The organism is Cobetia amphilecti, from assembly GCF_032923285.1.
In the GTDB taxonomy this organism is placed as follows: domain Bacteria; phylum Pseudomonadota; class Gammaproteobacteria; order Pseudomonadales; family Halomonadaceae; genus Cobetia; species Cobetia amphilecti.
This window is the reverse complement of the sequence record NZ_CP136695.1, coordinates 1,813,990-1,829,524: the sequence shown is the minus strand read 5'-3', so window position 1 is coordinate 1,829,524 and position 15,535 is coordinate 1,813,990. Positions and strand designations below refer to the sequence as shown.

Here is a 15,535-nt window from a genome sequence, read left to right as displayed (position 1 = left end):
GACATCATCAGTGACGACAAGAAATGACGTCATGCAAAGGTGATCAGGTGGTCATTGTCCAGCGTCGCCTCGACCAGCTGGCCCAGCCCCGTCAGCTCGAACGGCGCCTCGAGGGTATGCCCCTGCTTGCCATGCCGCGCCGCTTCGCGCTCATCGAGCATGCCGCGTCTCAGCCCCGCCGCGACACACACCTGCAGGCGGGTGGCGTGGTTCTCGGCAAGCGACAGCCAGCGATCGCGCAGATGCGGCTCGTCCTGGGGCGGTGCCATCATGTTGGCGGCGTTATAGACGCCATCGTGATAGAAGAACACCGTGGTCAGCTGATGGCCGCGCGCCAGCAGGGCGTCGGCAAAGCGCAGCGCCGAATGGCTGGCCTGCTGGCTGTAGGGGCCGCCGTAGACGGCCAGAGCATAACGCATGCGAACCTCGTGTGACTGCTTATGAATGGGCGCCATTCTAGCGCGAGTCACGCCACCTGACACCCGAACGCAAACGACCCCGCCGAGGCGGGGTCGTTTGCAGGTCTCATGTTCCTTCGCTTGACGATCAATCGTCGGAAGCGAAGCCCAGCAGGGCCAGCAGGCTGACGAACATGTTGTAGATGGAGACGTACAGGCTCACCGTCGCCAGCAGGTAGTTGGTCTGCCCGCCGTGGATGATCTGGCTGGTCTCGAACAGGATCGCCGCGGAGGCGAACAGCACGAAGCCGGCGGAGACGGCCAGTGCCAGGCCGCTGATGTTGAAGATCATCGCTGCCAGCATCGCCAGGATCAGCACGATGGCGCCGGCGAACAGGAAGTTGCCCAGGAACGAGAAGTCCTTGCGCGTCACCAGTGCCACCGCGGACAGGCCGGCGAAGGTGATGCCGGTCATGCCGAGCGCGGTCATCACCAGCTGGCCGCCGTTGGGCAGGCTCAGGTAGGCGTTCAGTACCGGGCCGAGCGTGAAGCCCATGAAGCCGGTGAAGGCGAAGGTCGCGAAGATGCCGGCGGTGGAGTTCGCGGTCTTGTGGACCAGGAACATCAGGCCGTAGGCACCGATCAGCAGCACGAAGATGTTCATGCGGCCGACGCCCATGCTCATCGCCACGCCAGCTGTCAGCGCGGAGAACAGCAGCGTCATTGCCAGCATCATGTAAGTGTTGCGCAGTACCTTGTGAGTACTGAGCGAGCGGCTCGCGGTATCCTGCGAGACCTGCCAGGAGCTGTTAGCCATGGTGTCTATCCTCAGGTTGCTACGATGGATTCATCGATTTGACCCCAGCATGCCCTCAGGGGTTTGCCTAATCAAGAGACAGAACGATGAAAAGCCCTATTGAGGCAACCATCCGGCGCGTGCAAGGCAACGACATCGTCAGTCTCCGCAGCCATTGTGGCATGTGCGACCTTTCAAGCATCTGAACGACAAGGAAATTTACGCTAAGCCCTTGACCCTGACTGAAAAATCCGTAGTATTTCATCCCGTGAGTCGGAGGGATGGCAGAGCGGTTGAATGCACCGGTCTTGAAAACCGGCGTAGGTTAATAGCCTACCCAGGGTTCGAATCCCTGTCCCTCCACCACCTTGATTCCGAAAGCCCCGTCTACTTCAGGTAGGCGGGGCTTTTTCGTGGCCTGACACATGATCATGATTCATGGTCTGGTGCCAGCAGGCGGCTCCGGCGGCCTCACCCCGGCGCCATCCTGCTGCAAGTGATTGTCCGCGATGGCTTTTCCGAAGATTTTTCTTCGCTTACCTCTTGCTATTCTCATCAGGTTCGGTAGTATTTCGCTCCGTGAGTCGGAGGGATGGCAGAGCGGTTGAATGCACCGGTCTTGAAAACCGGCGTAGGTTAATAGCCTACCCAGGGTTCGAATCCCTGTCCCTCCACCACCTTGAATTCCGAAAGCCCCGTCTACTTCAGGTAGGCGGGGCTTTTTCATTGTTGCCGCGCAGCGCCCATCGCCGCCACTTCGCTACCCTGCCTGAGCAGCGATGGCCAATGATGCGCCGGGCCGTCAGCGGACTTTCGGCTACAGTGAGCATCACTGCGCCAGACATTCCTTGCCGCAGAATGTGCGCTTGCCCCTCCCCCTCTAGACAAGTCGAGACACCATGCCATTTTCTGCCCTTGGTTTGAGCGATTCCATCGTCAAGGCCGTCACCGAGCAAGGCTACCAGACCCCGACTCCCATCCAGGAGAAGGCGATCCCCGTCGTACTGGCCGGTGACAACCTGATCGCCGCCGCCCAGACGGGTACCGGCAAGACGGCAAGCTTCGTGCTGCCCATACTGCAGACCCTGCAGCAAGCGCCCAAGGTGCGTGCCAAGCGCGTACATGCCGTCATCCTGACGCCGACGCGGGAGCTGGCGATCCAGGTCGAAGACAACATCCAGCACTACGCCCGGTATCTGGAAGTCAGCTCCATGGCGATGTATGGCGGCGTGGAGATCGAACCCCAGCAACAACGCCTGATCGAGGGCGTGGACATTCTGGTGGCGACGCCCGGCCGCCTGCTGGACATGCTGACCCGCCGCGCGATCCATCTCGACGAGACACGCACCCTCGTCATCGACGAAGCGGACCGCATGCTCGACATGGGCTTCATCGCCGACATCAACAAGATCGTCGAGAAGCTGCCCAGGGAGCGCCAGAACCTGCTGTTCTCGGCCACGCTCTCGGCCCAGGTGCGCGTACTCGCCAAGACCGCAGTGACGGACGCCGTCGAGATCATGGTCGCACCGGAGAACGTCACCGCGCCGGATATCAGCCAGTATCTGATCACGGTCGACAAGGAGTTCAAGTCCGCCCTCCTGAGCCATCTGATTCACGAGAAGCAGTGGCAGCAGGCGCTGATCTTCATCGAGACCAAGCGCGGCGCCGCCAAGCTGGTGAGTCAGCTGGAGAAGCGTGACATCGCCGCCGAGTCCTTCCACAGCGGTCGCAGCCAGGCAATGCGCGAGCAGCTGCTGGCCGACTTCAAGGCCGGCACCATCAAGTATCTCGTGGCCACCGGCGTTGCCGCGCGGGGCATCGACATCGATGACCTGCAGCGCGTGGTCAACTACGACCTGCCGGACGCCGCCGAGGATTATGTCCACCGCATCGGGCGTACCGGCCGTGCCGGGGCGAGCGGTGAAGCCATCTCGCTGGTCTCGCGTGATGACTTCCGCAACCTGTGCGCCATCGAGCAGCACCTGGGCTATTTCGTGACACGCGAAGTCGTGGAAGGCTTTGCGCCCAAGCTCGCGGTACCGGCCTCGAACAGCGACTACGCCCCCAAGTCCGCAAGCAAGAGCCGTCGTCGCCAGTCCAACCGCCGCTGACTCTTCTCAGGGCAAGCCTGATGATGCCCTGACACACGCACGCCCCCGGAGACATGAACGTCATTCTCCGGGGGCGTGCTGGGTTGTATACCAAGCTTTGTTCGCAAATCTCTATACGCAAACCTCTGTGCACAAGACTCTGCGCGCAGTGAATTGCGCTCAATTGATGGCGGCGATGCCCGGCCCACCCACGGGGCCCAGCTGGGTGTCACTGACGAAGCCATTGCCGCCGTCCTGCTTGGCGCGGAACAGATTGACGTCGGCCTTGGCGATCAGGCCTTCCAGGTCCTTGTCGCCGGACTGACGCTGGGCAACACCGATCGACAGATTGACATCCAGACTGTTGAGGCCGTCATTGATGACGAACGGCAACGCCGAGGCGCCCTTGCACAGGCGCTCTGCCACCTGATCGACGCGCTCGCCATGCAGCCCCGGGCATAACAGCACGAACTCCTCGCCGCCATAGCGCCCGACCAGGTCCTCCCCGCGCAGGATGCTGCGCATGCGCCGCACCAGCTCCTTGAGCACCTGATCACCGGCCTGGCGACCCCAGGTCTCGTTGATCAGCGCCAGATGGTCGACATCCACCATCATCACGCTCAGCGCCCCGTTGTTGATCAACATGCCACGCCCGCTGTCGACCAGCTCGGCGCGACTCAGGGCGCCGGTCAGTGCATCGAAGCGCCCTCCCGTCTCGAAACGCTGCTGCAGGCGCTCCACCGACCAGCCCATCTGCACCAGCACCAGCGTGAAGAAGATGGTCAAGACGCCCAGATTGATGATGCGAAATGCCAGCATCCAGCCGGCGGGCAGCGGATTGGTCGGCCCTTCCAACATCAGGATGATGTAGGCCAGTAGCGGCATGCTCAGGCAGGCTGCGCACAGAAGAACGCGCCGCATGAACGACATGCGGATCGAGTAGATGCACAGCAAGGCGCCGAAGTAGAAGTAGTCGAACCCGGCCTCCGAGCCGAAATAGCGCAACGAGAAACTGATCTGCGCGCAGGTGCCCAGCGCCATCAGCGTGGCCGCCAGGGCTTCACGGCGAGCACGGTGCAGCTGCAGACAGACCAGATCGACGATCAGCATCGCCAGATTCAGCGCCAGAATGCCCATCTCGCCCAGCCACAACAGCAGGATGGCGTAGAGCAGATGGCAGCTGACCGCCAGCACGTAGACCACGTTGAAGGTGGCATGAAAGGTCTTCTCATCCGCCGTGAGTCCGGGCGGAAATTGCTCGAATCGTCGCAGAAAGCCCGCGAGATGAGGATGTGGGCTGGCCATGTAGTCACCTCCTTGTCGCTGGCCACAATCGGTGGCCAGGCGCTGTCACGGACAAATTGGCCTGACATCAACAGAATACGATATTGATGAGTCCAAACACGACGCCCCCATTACACGCAGTGCAATGGGGGCGTCGTATCGTGTGAAGCGCAGGCGCAGGCTCAGGCCCTGACACAGATTCAGGCCCAGAAACGGACTCAGACTCAGTGCAGTCGCAGGCCGACCTTGGTGATGCGATTGCCTTCCACCTCGTTCACCACCCAGTGGATACCATGCCAGTCGACATCGTCGCCGACCACCGGCACCCCGCCGACTCGCCGGGTGATGAATTCGGCGATGGTCAGGTGGTGCTCGCCCTGGGAGAGCGTCAAGCCGTAGACATCGGCGATATCCTGCATGTTGGCATCGCCTTCCAGCGTGAAGGTCCCGAAGAAGGCGCGTTGCTCGTGCTGCAGACTCTCGCCATTGAACATGCGGTTGAGGCTCGGCACATCACAGGAGCGCCCCACCACGCACAGCACATCCTGCTGATGCAGGCAGGTGCTGCCCTTGGGGTGGATCAGCACCTTGTTGCGGAACAGCGCCCCGACCTTGGCCCCCGACGGGAAGCGCAGCATGCGCAGCGCCACGCCTTCCAGCGCCGTGTTGTCGACGCGATAGACCAGCATCTCGTAGTCATTGACCGGCATGATGCCGAGCAGGTTGCGGCGACTGGGCTGTGCGCCCGGCGGCACCACCACCCGCAGCTTGCGCGCCATCGGCGCCAGCGACGAGCCCTGCACCAGCAGCGAGATGATGACCACGAAGAAGGCGACATTGAAGTAGAGACCGGCATTCTCGACCCCGGTGATCACCGGGAAGATCGCCAGCACGATCGGCACCGCCCCTCGCAACCCGACCCAGCTGATGAACCACAGCTCGCGCCAGCGGAAGCGGAAGAACGGCTTGAGACACAGGATGACCGCCAGCGGGCGCACCACCAGAATCAGCGCCACGCTGAGGATGGCGGCCGGCAGCGCGAACTGCAGCATGGTCGAGGGCGAGACCAGAAGGCCCAGCATCAGGAACAGCACGATCTGCGAGAGATGCGCCAGGCCATCATGCACCGGTAGGATGTGCTCCAGATGCCGGCCGGGGTGATTGCCGATCATCAGGCCGCACAGATAGATGGCAAGGAAACCACTGCCGCCCATCTCGTTGGTGGTGGCGAACAGACTCAGGCCCAGCGCCAGCGCCAGCAGCGAGTAGAGGCCGGGCGCGAGGTCCAGATAGCGCATCAGACGGGCGATCAGCCAGCCGCCGGCGATGCCCATGGCGGCGCCGACACCGAACTGCAGCAGGAAGCTCATGATGCCCGACGCGACGCCGGAGAGCTGACCGGTCAGGATCTCGGCCAGCGTGATGGTCAGGAAGATCGCCATCGGGTCGTTGGTGCCGGACTCGATTTCCAGCGTCGCACCGACACGCTCATTGAGGTGAACGCCCTGGCCGCCCAGCAGCGAGAAGACCGCCGCGGCATCGGTGGAGCCGACGATGGCTCCGACCAGCAGGCCTTCGATCAGGGTGAGATCAAACAGCCACATGGCCAGAAGGCCCACCAGACCGCTGGTCATGAAGACCCCGACGGTGGCCAGCACCAGTGCCGGTTTCAGGCCGGCACGAAACGTGGACAGCCGCGTGCGCAGGCCGCCATCGAGCAGGATGAGCGCCAGCGCCAGGTTACCGATCATGTAAGCGGATGAGGCGTCGTCGAACTGGATGCCCAGTACGCCATCTTCACCCGCCAGCATGCCAAGGCCGAGGAACAGCAGTAGCAGCGGCATGCCAAGACGCGCCGAGACGCGGCTGGCCAACACGCTCAAGGCGATCAGCGTGCCTGCCAGCAAGAAATAATAATTCAGGTTCTCTACCACGAGTGCTCCCCCGCCAAGCCCTACATCAGATCTCGAGTGACGTCCATGACGACTCACCCACAGTATTCCATGTCAGCGATGGGGCTGCAGAGAAATTTCACACCTTTCATGTACTTGCAGCGTGCAGCACGCGGATTTCACGCCAGGCTACGCGGCGAGACCCAGGCTGGGGCTGCCGCAAGCTCAGCATAGGGCCGCGGACCGAAGGCCTCCATCGCCCACAACAGCGCACGGCACAGCTCGCGCTGGCCGTCGAGATCGATCATGCGCCCATGGCGCGAATAGCCCTTCATGAAGGCCTGACGCTGCTCCGGCGTTTCCAGCAGCAACTCCACCAGCGCCCAGTCGAACTCGATCGGCGCCCACACCAGCGCTTCCCAATCGCTCCATACCCAGCCTGTGGCGGCGCACAGGTATTGATCGGCGCGCATGTCCGGCAGACACCACACCGCGCGAGTCGGTGCCGGGAAGGTGCGCTTGAGCAGCGTGCCAAGCTCCGCGCGACGCGGGTGATGGGCAAGAAAGCGCGTGACGCGGGTATTCCAGTGCAATAGCGGCATCGGCTGCGCCAGCGGCTGGCCGAAGCCGGACACCGTGTCCTGATGCAGGCGACCAAGCTGGTCGCCCAGCAGCTCACAGAAGGTGATGCTGAGATCGCTCGGCTGCCCGCTGGACCACGGCAGGTGCCAGATGGGCGCGCCATCGAGACGCCCCAGAAAGGTCAGGGGCAGTGGCGGAATCGGCAGACGCGCGGGCAAGGCGCCCGCTAGTCGCGTCAGGCCCTCCGGCGTCGCCCAGCGATCGGCGCCGAAGACCCCGCGCATGGCGCGCCAGAAGGGGTCATGGTCTGGGCCGGTGCGCGCCAGCTTGATGAGGCCGGGCGTGCCGCCACGCTGGCGCCATAGCCAGTTGGCGCTATCCGGCCAGGCGAGCGCCAGCGGCTCGAGCGGTTGACCCAGATAGGTCGAGAGCCGGCGGGTCAGTGACTCCTCGGGCCAGCCCCTGGGCACGGGACGCGGCTCGCCCACGGCCTCAGCCGTGCTCGGCCGCCGTGGGGGAACGGGATAACTGGAACAGGTCGAGAGATCCGGTGTGTCGGGCATGATGATCTCCTTGGGCTACACGTCTTGTTACAGTAATGCTCAGCATACCCAAGGCGTGGCACATCGGCATAGTCCGTTTCGCACGCCACCTCTGCCCTGCCCACCGGACCCGCCCCCTGACCCGCGTCGGACAAGACACCGGCAAGAGAGTGACGTTACACTGTCGACCTGGATGGGGGTGCCCGAGGATGGGCTGAGAGCCGCAGCGATACGTCGCGCGACAACCCCTGGAACCTGATCCGGTTGATACCGGCGGAGGGAATCCCCGACGCGTGCCCTGCACGGCGCGTCACCTGCTTCCTCCTGCCGGCACGCCGCCTGACCACGGAATTGCCTGTGTCGCTGGGACTCACCCTCAACAACGCACGAATCGATTACGCCGGCCACACGCTGTTCCGCGATATTTCCGCGCGTCTGGAAGCCGGTAGCTGGACGGCACTGCTGGGGCGCTCCGGCTGCGGCAAGAGTTCGCTGCTGCGCCTGCTGGCCGGCCTTGAGATGTCAGACCTCCACCAGCTCGACCTCGCCACCGATGACGGTCAGCCGCTGACCGACCGCGTGGCCTGGATGGCGCAGCAGGACCTGCTGCTGCCGTGGCGGCGCGTCATCGACAACCTGTGGCTGGGCGATGACCTGCGCCGGCGGCCGCGCAATCGCAAGCTTGCTCATGAACTGCTGGCCGCGGTCGGGCTTGAGGGCCGTGAGCAGGCCTGGCCGGACGCCCTCTCGGGCGGTCAGCGCCAGCGCGTCGCCCTCGCCCGCACACTCTACCAGCAGGCGCCGGTCGTGATGATGGACGAGCCGTTCTCGGCGGTGGATGCCATCACCCGTCTGGAGCTGCATGATCTGGCCAGCCGCCTGCTCAAGGGCCGCACCGTCCTGATGGTGACCCATGACCCGCTGGAGGCATTGCGCCTCGCCGATCAGCTGCTGGTGCTGCGCCCGTCGAGCCTCCCGGGCCACGGCGCCGAGCTGGAACGCCTGCCGGGGCTTGGCGCCGCACGCCCGGTGCCACTGGATGACCCGGCCCTGCCACCGGCGCAGGCACAACTGATCGCCCGCCTGCGTGATAGCGAGGAGGCCGCATGAAACGTCTGCACGCCATGCGTCACCTCGTCATAAGCGCGCTGCTCCTGCTGGGGCTGTGGCAGCTGATCATTGCCGTCACCGCCGTACCGCCCTACATTCTGCCCACGCCGCAGGCCGTGCTCGAGGTCTTGATCGAGAAGGCGCCGCTGCTGGCCCATCACGCTGGCGTCACCATCAGCGAGATACTGGCCGGGCTGGTGCTGGGCATTCTGCTCGGCCTTGCCACCGCGCTGGCGCTGGCCTTCATTCCCCGCCTGCGCCGCACGCTGCTGCCGATGCTGCTGATCAGCCAGGTGATACCGCTGTTCGCGATCGCGCCGCTGCTGGTGCTGTGGCTCGGCTATGACATGCTGTCCAAGGTGGTGATGGCGACACTGATCATCTACTTCCCGGTCGCCTCCACCGGCTACGACGGCCTGCGCCAGACCCAGCAGGGCTGGCTGGATCTTGCCCATACCCTGGGTGCCAGCCCATGGCGCCGACTGATCCACATCCAGCTGCCCGCCGCGCTGCCGGCACTGGCCTCCGGCATTCGAATGGCCGCGACCGCCGCCCCCATCGGCGCCGTCATCGGGGAATGGGCCGGTGCCAGTCAGGGGCTGGGCTATCTGATGCTCAACGCCAACGCGCGCATGGAGATCGACCTGATGTTCGCCGCCCTGCTGGTGCTGGTCGCCTTCTCCCTGCTGCTCTATTTCTCGCTGGATGCGCTGCTGCGCGCCCTGATGCCCTGGCACCGCGACCGGCTGACACGTCTGAGCTGACACGCCTGGGCTTCGAGCAACTACCGCAAGACCGCAAGATCGCGTAACCGAAAGACGCAACGACGCTCGACACAAATTGCATGAGCCTGACGACTGCCGCCCACGAACGGCAGCACCACTACCCTGTGATCACAAGGAACTCCGCCATGTCTCTTTCGTCATCGGCGCCACGGCGCAAAGCGCAGCCGACACGTTCACCGCGTGCCTCGCTGCTGTCCACCGCCTTCGCCACCCTGCTGACCACGCTGTGCCTGAGCAGCCTGCCAGCCACCGCCATGTCGGCCCACGCCGCCGAGGCAGAACCCGCCACCAGCACCCAGTCAGCGCCGGAAATCGTCGCTCAGCAGGCCGAGGTCGGAGTGAACGGTGACTCGACCGCCTCGGCGCCGGTGGCAAGCCAGGAAGCCGTGGAAGCGACCGCCGGCGCCGCCGAGCAGGCCAAGAACGGCGCTGAACCAGCCGCCAGCGACGAACAGAGCGCTGATGCTGACTCGAAGGGCGTTGCCAATGACGCTACCAAGGACGCTGCCACCGCCGAGCAGCCATTGACGCAGTTCAAGGTCATGCTCGACTGGTACACCAACCCCGGCCACGCCCCGCTGGTGCTGGCGCAGGAGCTGGGCCTGTTCAAGAAGCACGGTCTTGATGTCGAGCTGATCGCCCCCGCCGACCCGAGCGTGCCGCCCAAGCTGGCCGCCGCCGAGCGCGTCGACATCGCCATCAGCTATCAGCCGCAGCTGCACCTGCAGATCGATCAGGGCCTGCCGCTGGTGCGTATCGGCACCCTGGTCGCCACGCCGCTGAATGTGGTGGTGGTGCGCGCCGACAGCGACATCCAGTCGATCGCCGACCTCAAGGGCAAGCGGGTCGGCTACTCGGTAGGCGGCGTCGAGGAAGTGCTGCTCTCCACCATGCTGCAGCACAGCGGCCTGACGCTGGATGACATCACGCTGACCAACGTCAACTTCTCGCTGACGCCGTCACTGCTGACGCGCAAGGTCGATGCCGTCACCGGCGCCTTCCGCAACTTCGAGCTGGCCCAGATGGCCCAGGAAGGCGTCAAGGGCCGCGCCTTCTACATCGAGGAAGAAGGCGTGCCGACCTATGACGAGCTGATCTTCGTCGCCAACAGCGACAGCTACGAGCGCAAGCAGGCCCAGTACGCCGGCTTCCTCGCCGCCGTCGGCGAAGCCACCGCCTGGATCATCAACCATCCGGACCAGGGCTGGGAGATGTTCCGCGACTCCGACCCGGCACTGGATACCGAGCTCAACAAGGAAGCCTGGTACGCCACCCTACCGCGCTTCGCGCTGCGTCCTGCCGCGCTGGATGCCGGCCGCTACCGTGACTTCGAGGACTTCCTGTTCGAGCGCGGCATGATCAAGAAGCGCCAGTCGCTGAGCCACCTGGCCGTCGACGTCAACACGCCCTGAGGCGTTGAGCGCTTGAGCGCGCCCCATGCAAAACGCCCTGTCGGAGATTCCGACAGGGCGTTTTGGGTTCAGGACCGGCTCGCTCTCGCCGTCTTGTGCCTATTCGACAAGCGCTAGCGGCGTGCCAGGCGACGCGACAGCCACAGGATCTGCAGCGGCTGAATCACCAGCGCGATCATCAGCACCGCGACCAGCAGCGGCATGCCCTCTAACGCGCCGCTCGGGGTGCTGACCAGCAGTCCGGCGCCCACATAGCTGCCGGCGGCGGAACTCAGATGCTGCACGGCACTCTGGGTGCTGGTGAAGGCCGCTCGCTCGTGGTCGGCGGGAATGAAGCTGTTGAGCGTATTCTGGGTCACACGCCGCGCCGACGAGAACAGCATGTAGGCGCCGAAGCCGATCCAGATCAGCGACGGTCCCGGCGAATGCAGCAGGAAGGCCCAGCCGACCAGCGCCGTCATCAGGCAGGTGATGGTGCCCGGCCAGACACAGCCATAGCGATCACACAGCCGCCCCGTGAGTTGCATGCCGACCAGCGACAGGCCGCCACCGATCATGTAGAGCCCACCGAGATCCTCACGCGGCAGGCCCAGATTGAACAGCAGATAGCTTGCCAGGTTGGGAATCACCAGGAAGTTGCTGAACATCGCCGTGGCGATCAGCGCCAACCCCAGCCGATGGTCGGGCTGGGCCAGGATCTTCAGGATCGTGGTGCCCTTGCGGCTGCGCTGACGTGTCTCGGGGTTATCGAGATGGCCGCGGATAGGCGGCAGTATCCAGGCCAGCAGCCCGCATACCAGCAGCGCCAACAGTGCCACGGCGCGAAATGGCGCCTGCCAGCCGAAGCCCTGCGACAGCCACAGCGCAAACGGCAGCCCCAGCACCGAGGCCACCGAGAAGGCACCCATCACCAGGCCCATGGCACGCCCCCGACGTACTCCCGGCACCACGTCGATCACGATGGCCAGCGCCGTCGCCGCCGCCGGCCCGCCGAACAGGCCGCCCAGCATGCGCGCCGCCAGCAAGGTCTCGAAGTCGGTGGCAAAGCTGGCGATCAGGTGACAGAGCGCCGCGCCGAACAGGAAGCCCAACACCGCCCAGCGCCGATCGAAGCGATCGGCGTGTCGCGTCCACAGCAGAGTGCCCACCGCGGCGGCCAGCGGATAACTGCCGACGATATAGCCAAGGTGATCCAGCGGAATGCCCAGCGAGGTGGCAAAGTCGGGGCCCAGCGCCATCACCATGGTGAAGCCCATGATGACGGCGAACTGCAGCAGGGTGACCAGCGCCACCACCAGGCGCTCGTGGGTGGTCACCGGCGGGATGACCCGCTCGCTCGCGGCCGGCTGACGATTTTCGGAGTGGCTGCTCGGCGTACTCAAGCGCGTGCGACGCGATCAAGGAACGCCACCACCGCCTGCTGGAACTCGCTGGCACGCTCGGCGTGCAGCCAATGGCCGGCCTCCAGCGAGTCATCTTCCAGCGCAGGGAAGTGCTCGCGCATCGTCGCCAGGCCCTCGGCCTGCACATAGTTGGAGCGCGAGCCCCACAGCAGCAGCGCCGGCAGCTCGATTGGCCCCTGACCGTGCGGCGCCTCGACGATCTGCGGGTAGCCCGCCGCGATATGGTCCAGCCCGACGCGCCAGCCCATGGCGCCATCGTCGAGACGCACCAGATTGGTGGCGAGGAACTGGCGAATGGCCGGGGTATCGACATGCTGCGCCATCACCGTGTCGGCCTCCTTGCGTGAGGCCGGGCGCGCGTCACGTACCGCCTCGAAGGCGGCAAAGATATCGTCATGCCCGTGGCCATAGGCGACCGGCGCGATATCGGCGATCAGCAGGCTGCGCAGACGCTCGGGCGCCTCGAGTGCGACCTGCATGGCGACCTTGCCGCCCATCGAGTGGCCCAGCAGGTCACAGCGCTCGATGGCAAGGCGGTCGAGCAGCGCGAGGACATCCGCGGCCTGCTCGGGGTAGCTCATGCCGGCCACGTGCGGACTGCGGCCGTGGTTGCGCAGATCCACCGCGATCACGCGGCGCGTCCGCGACCACGACTTGATATGCGAACGCCAGTTGTCGGCACTGCCGAACAGGCCGTGAAGAATGACCAGCGGCGTCGCGTCCTGCTGGCTCGTTGTCTGTTCCTCGGCGCCATCACGAGCATCGCTCTCGTGGTAATAAAGCTCGACCGTTGTGCTCATCATCATCTCCATGGACGCTAGACAGACCGTTACGCTCCCCGTGGCTCAGGCGCAGTAGCTCAGGCGCGGTAGCTCAGGCTCAGCGGCGTGGCTCAGCGGCGTGGCTCGGCGGCAGCCGGCTCGCGGGGAGCGCCTATGTTAGCAAACTATCAAGCGCGCGGCGGCTCCGTCCTCGACGGCTCAGCGCGGGCTGGCTTCCAGATAGACCTTGACCGCCTGCCACAGCGGGCTGCGGTAACGCTCCGGGTGCCACAGCATCGAGAAGCGCCGCTTCAGGTTGAGCTGGGGCGTGGCCAGCACCACCAGCTCGCCACGCGCGATCTCGGCCGCCACTGACAGCCGCGACAGACATCCCAGCCCCAGCCCGGCGAATACGGCTTGCTTGATGGCCTCGTGCTGGCCCAGCTCCATGCGTACCTTGAGGCGCTCGATCCGCCCGTGCAGTGCACGCTCGAAGACCGCCCGCGTGCCCGAGCCCCCCTCGCGCAGAATCCAGTCGGCGGTGGCGAGGTCCTCATCGCTGAGCGCCACGCCACGCACGGCCAGCGGATGGCTCGGGGGCGCCACCACCACCAGCTCATCCTCGCGCCAGGTCTGGCTCATCAGGCGCGGCGCATGGCAGTCACCCTCGATCAGGCCGAGTTCGGCGTCATAGTTGAGCACCGCCTCCACCACCTGATGGGTATTGCGCAGACGCAGGTTGAGCTCGGTGCCCGGATGTTCGCGCATGAAGGCCCCCGCCAGCCCCGGCAACAACCAGGTGCCGATGGTGGCGCTGGCAGCGATTTCCAGCTCGCCACGCAGGTTGCCATCCACCACGCCGGGCTCACGCGCCTCCAGCTCCAGCGCGTGGGTCTGTTCCAGCAGTTGCTCGGCGCGCGCCAACAGGCGACGACCATTGGCGTTCAGGGCCAGGCGGCGACCGAGGCGCTCGAACAGCTGCACCTCGAGATGACGCTCAAGCTCGGATAGCCCCTGACTCGCCGCCGATTGCGACAGGCCGATCTCGCGCGCCGCGGCGCTGACGGAGCCGTGGCGGGTCACCGCCACGAACACTTGCAACTGGCGCAGCGTGATGTGGATCTGCATATCGGTTTTTCCGGTATGTAATAAAAGAATAATCGACTAACTGCCGAATAATATTCCCGAATAGACTAATCATCAAACCAGAGGCACTAAGCAAGCGACGCAGACTCAAGCGCCCTTGCCGATGACAGCCGTGCACCACACGCCAGCGCACGACCCATAACAAGACAGGCCATGTTCCGCACGGGATAGGCCACTTTCCTCAAGGAGAATGCTCATGGACGCACAGACCCTGACTCCCCCCGCCACTGCCGAGCGCTTGCGCCGCATGTTGCCGGGCCTCGCCCTGTGTGGCGGCCTGACCCTGGTGGGACTGGCACTGCATTCCATTCCGGCGCTGGCCTCCACCGGCATCAGCCCGCTGGTCTTCGCCCTGCTGTGCGGTATCGTGGTCGGCAACCTGCCGATCACCAGCCGGCACGCCGCGGCGCTCTCCCCGGGGCTGCATATCGCGACCAAGAAGCTGCTGCGTCTCGGCATCATCCTGTTCGGCCTCTCCATCACCCTGCAGCAGATTCTCGGCCTGGGCTGGAGCGTCGTCTTCCTCGATGTGCTGGTGATCACCGCGGTGCTGAGCAGCGGCTACTTCATCGGCACGCGCTGGCTGGGGCTGGACCGCGACACCGCACTGCTGACCAGTGCCGGTTCCGCCATCTGTGGCGCCGCGGCGGTACTGGCGACCGAATCAATGATCAAGGCACGCCCGGCGGCCACCGCCATGGCCGTCGCCACGGTGGTGCTGTTCGGCTCGCTGGCGATGCTGGTCTACCCGCTGCTCTACCCGCTGAGTGGCATGCATGAAGGCCTGTTCGGCATCTATATCGGCTCCACCATCCACGAGGTCGCTCAGGTCGTGGCCGCCGGTGAAGCGGTCGGCCCGGACGCCCTGGCCAATGCGCTGATCGTCAAGTTGATGCGCGTGATGATGCTGGTACCCTTCCTGCTGCTGTTGCCGAAGCTGTGGGCGATGCGGGCCCGTACCGAAGGCGATGACCGCGAGACCGGCGGCAGCATGACGATTCCGTGGTTCGCGTTGGGCTTCATCGCCATGGCCGGCATCAACAGCACCGGCGAGATCCCGGCGGCAGTGCACTCAAGCCTCTCTACCCTCGGCAGCGTGGCACTGACCATGGCCATGGCGGGCCTGGGCGTCGAGACTCGCATCGATCGTCTGCGCTCACTGGGCATGAAGCCTTTCCTGCTCGCGCTGATCCTGTTCACGCTGCTGATCGTCGGTGGCTTTGGCGCCAATCTGCTGCTGATGGGCTAATCCTCAGCACGGCAGTGATTGATTGCCCCAATGACTTTGGTAGTACGGCTCAATTGGCAAACCCGGGCAGGCTCAAGCACAATGG

At 64.8% G+C, this 15,535-nt stretch carries 13 protein-coding genes, 2 tRNA genes and 1 riboswitch; of the genes, 7 read left to right on the top strand and 8 right to left on the bottom strand.

Annotation, left to right across the window (positions count from 1 at the left end):
- Window positions 1-29: 29 nt before the first annotated feature.
- Both tusD and R1T44_RS07875 read right to left on the bottom strand, forming a co-directional pair.
- Entirely contained in the window at window positions 30-419 is a 390-nt protein-coding gene (gene tusD / locus R1T44_RS07880) for a sulfurtransferase complex subunit TusD (protein WP_043335054.1), read from the bottom strand.
- Between the two features lie 127 nt (window positions 420-546).
- Window positions 547-1,215, bottom strand: coding sequence for a Bax inhibitor-1/YccA family protein (locus R1T44_RS07875; protein ID WP_054557334.1), 669 nt, complete (start codon window positions 1,213-1,215; stop codon window positions 547-549).
- A gap of 254 nt (window positions 1,216-1,469) precedes the next feature.
- Here R1T44_RS07875 and R1T44_RS07870 point away from each other — a divergent pair.
- The 3 genes from R1T44_RS07870 (at window position 1,470) to R1T44_RS07860 (ending at window position 3,305) form a co-directional block, all read left to right on the top strand.
- A tRNA-Ser gene (locus R1T44_RS07870) sits at window positions 1,470-1,560 on the top strand.
- A gap of 220 nt (window positions 1,561-1,780) precedes the next feature.
- Window positions 1,781-1,871 (top strand) — tRNA-Ser (locus R1T44_RS07865).
- 222 nt (window positions 1,872-2,093) lie between these two features.
- Window positions 2,094-3,305, top strand: a complete 1,212-nt coding sequence (locus R1T44_RS07860) for a DEAD/DEAH box helicase (protein ID WP_225347839.1) — start codon at window positions 2,094-2,096, stop codon at window positions 3,303-3,305.
- A 159-nt stretch (window positions 3,306-3,464) separates the two neighbouring features.
- Here the strand turns inward: R1T44_RS07860 and R1T44_RS07855 are convergent, their stop codons facing one another.
- The 3 genes from R1T44_RS07855 to R1T44_RS07845 all read right to left on the bottom strand — a co-directional run bounded on the left by R1T44_RS07855 (window position 3,465) and on the right by R1T44_RS07845 (window position 7,605).
- Window positions 3,465-4,589 carry a GGDEF domain-containing protein gene (locus tag R1T44_RS07855; protein ID WP_054557336.1) on the bottom strand — a complete coding sequence of 375 codons (1,125 nt, stop codon included), beginning with the start codon at window positions 4,587-4,589 and terminating at the stop codon, window positions 3,465-3,467.
- Between the two features lie 203 nt (window positions 4,590-4,792).
- Window positions 4,793-6,502, bottom strand: a complete 1,710-nt coding sequence (locus R1T44_RS07850) for a potassium/proton antiporter (RefSeq protein WP_131431696.1) — start codon at window positions 6,500-6,502, stop codon at window positions 4,793-4,795.
- Between the two features lie 137 nt (window positions 6,503-6,639).
- On the bottom strand, window positions 6,640-7,605 hold the full coding sequence (locus R1T44_RS07845) for a phosphotransferase family protein (protein WP_225347838.1): 966 nt from the start codon (window positions 7,603-7,605) through the stop codon (window positions 6,640-6,642).
- Window positions 7,606-7,769: 164 nt separating this feature from the next.
- Window positions 7,770-7,883: riboswitch (TPP riboswitch) on the top strand.
- 58 nt (window positions 7,884-7,941) lie between these two features.
- On the opposite strand from R1T44_RS07845, the gene R1T44_RS07840 reads away from it, so the two are divergent.
- The 3 genes from R1T44_RS07840 (at window position 7,942) to R1T44_RS07830 (ending at window position 10,891) form a co-directional block, all read left to right on the top strand.
- Window positions 7,942-8,694 carry an ABC transporter ATP-binding protein gene (locus R1T44_RS07840; protein WP_200906787.1) on the top strand — a complete coding sequence of 251 codons (753 nt, stop codon included), beginning with the start codon at window positions 7,942-7,944 and terminating at the stop codon, window positions 8,692-8,694.
- Complete coding sequence (locus tag R1T44_RS07835) at window positions 8,691-9,458, top strand: ABC transporter permease (protein WP_225347837.1); 768 nt, start codon at window positions 8,691-8,693, stop codon at window positions 9,456-9,458. Before R1T44_RS07840 ends, R1T44_RS07835 begins: the two co-directional genes overlap by 4 nt.
- Window positions 9,459-9,604: 146 nt before the next feature.
- The gene (locus tag R1T44_RS07830; RefSeq protein ID WP_225347836.1) at window positions 9,605-10,891 is read left to right on the top strand and encodes an ABC transporter substrate-binding protein; all 1,287 of its coding nucleotides are present in this window, start codon (window positions 9,605-9,607) and stop codon (window positions 10,889-10,891) included.
- Window positions 10,892-11,004: 113 nt separating this feature from the next.
- On the opposite strand, the gene R1T44_RS07825 is transcribed toward R1T44_RS07830, so the two are convergent.
- The 3 genes from R1T44_RS07825 to R1T44_RS07815 form a co-directional block, all read right to left on the bottom strand.
- Window positions 11,005-12,273 carry an MFS transporter gene (locus R1T44_RS07825; protein WP_225347835.1) on the bottom strand — a complete coding sequence of 423 codons (1,269 nt, stop codon included), beginning with the start codon at window positions 12,271-12,273 and terminating at the stop codon, window positions 11,005-11,007.
- Window positions 12,270-13,094 (bottom strand): alpha/beta fold hydrolase, encoded by an 825-nt coding sequence (locus R1T44_RS07820; RefSeq protein ID WP_317292831.1) that lies wholly within the window; start codon window positions 13,092-13,094, stop codon window positions 12,270-12,272. The genes R1T44_RS07825 and R1T44_RS07820 overlap by 4 nt, the downstream gene beginning before the upstream one ends.
- A 180-nt stretch (window positions 13,095-13,274) precedes the next feature.
- Window positions 13,275-14,183, bottom strand: a complete 909-nt coding sequence (locus R1T44_RS07815) for a LysR substrate-binding domain-containing protein (protein WP_043335040.1) — start codon at window positions 14,181-14,183, stop codon at window positions 13,275-13,277.
- Between the two features lie 214 nt (window positions 14,184-14,397).
- Here R1T44_RS07815 and R1T44_RS07810 point away from each other — a divergent pair, with 214 nt between their 5' ends.
- Window positions 14,398-15,450 carry a YeiH family protein gene (locus R1T44_RS07810; protein WP_225996387.1) on the top strand — a complete coding sequence of 351 codons (1,053 nt, stop codon included), beginning with the start codon at window positions 14,398-14,400 and terminating at the stop codon, window positions 15,448-15,450.
- Window positions 15,451-15,535 lie beyond the last annotated feature (85 nt).

Excerpts from the sequence above, each read along its gene's own strand:
- R1T44_RS07820 (WP_317292831.1), bottom strand. The coding sequence starts at position 13,094 with ATGAGCACAACGGTCGAGCTTTATTACCACGAGAGCGATGCTCGTGAT.
- R1T44_RS07810 (WP_225996387.1), top strand. The coding sequence starts at position 14,398 with ATGGACGCACAGACCCTGACTCCCCCCGCCACTGCCGAGCGCTTGCGC.
- tusD (WP_043335054.1), bottom strand. The coding sequence starts at position 419 with ATGCGTTATGCTCTGGCCGTCTACGGCGGCCCCTACAGCCAGCAGGCC.
- R1T44_RS07845 (WP_225347838.1), bottom strand. The coding sequence starts at position 7,605 with ATGCCCGACACACCGGATCTCTCGACCTGTTCCAGTTATCCCGTTCCC.
- R1T44_RS07875 (WP_054557334.1), bottom strand. The coding sequence starts at position 1,215 with ATGGCTAACAGCTCCTGGCAGGTCTCGCAGGATACCGCGAGCCGCTCG.
- R1T44_RS07860 (WP_225347839.1), top strand. The coding sequence starts at position 2,094 with ATGCCATTTTCTGCCCTTGGTTTGAGCGATTCCATCGTCAAGGCCGTC.
- R1T44_RS07830 (WP_225347836.1), top strand. The coding sequence starts at position 9,605 with ATGTCTCTTTCGTCATCGGCGCCACGGCGCAAAGCGCAGCCGACACGT.
- R1T44_RS07835 (WP_225347837.1), top strand. The coding sequence starts at position 8,691 with ATGAAACGTCTGCACGCCATGCGTCACCTCGTCATAAGCGCGCTGCTC.
- R1T44_RS07855 (WP_054557336.1), bottom strand. The coding sequence starts at position 4,589 with ATGGCCAGCCCACATCCTCATCTCGCGGGCTTTCTGCGACGATTCGAG.
- R1T44_RS07815 (WP_043335040.1), bottom strand. The coding sequence starts at position 14,183 with ATGCAGATCCACATCACGCTGCGCCAGTTGCAAGTGTTCGTGGCGGTG.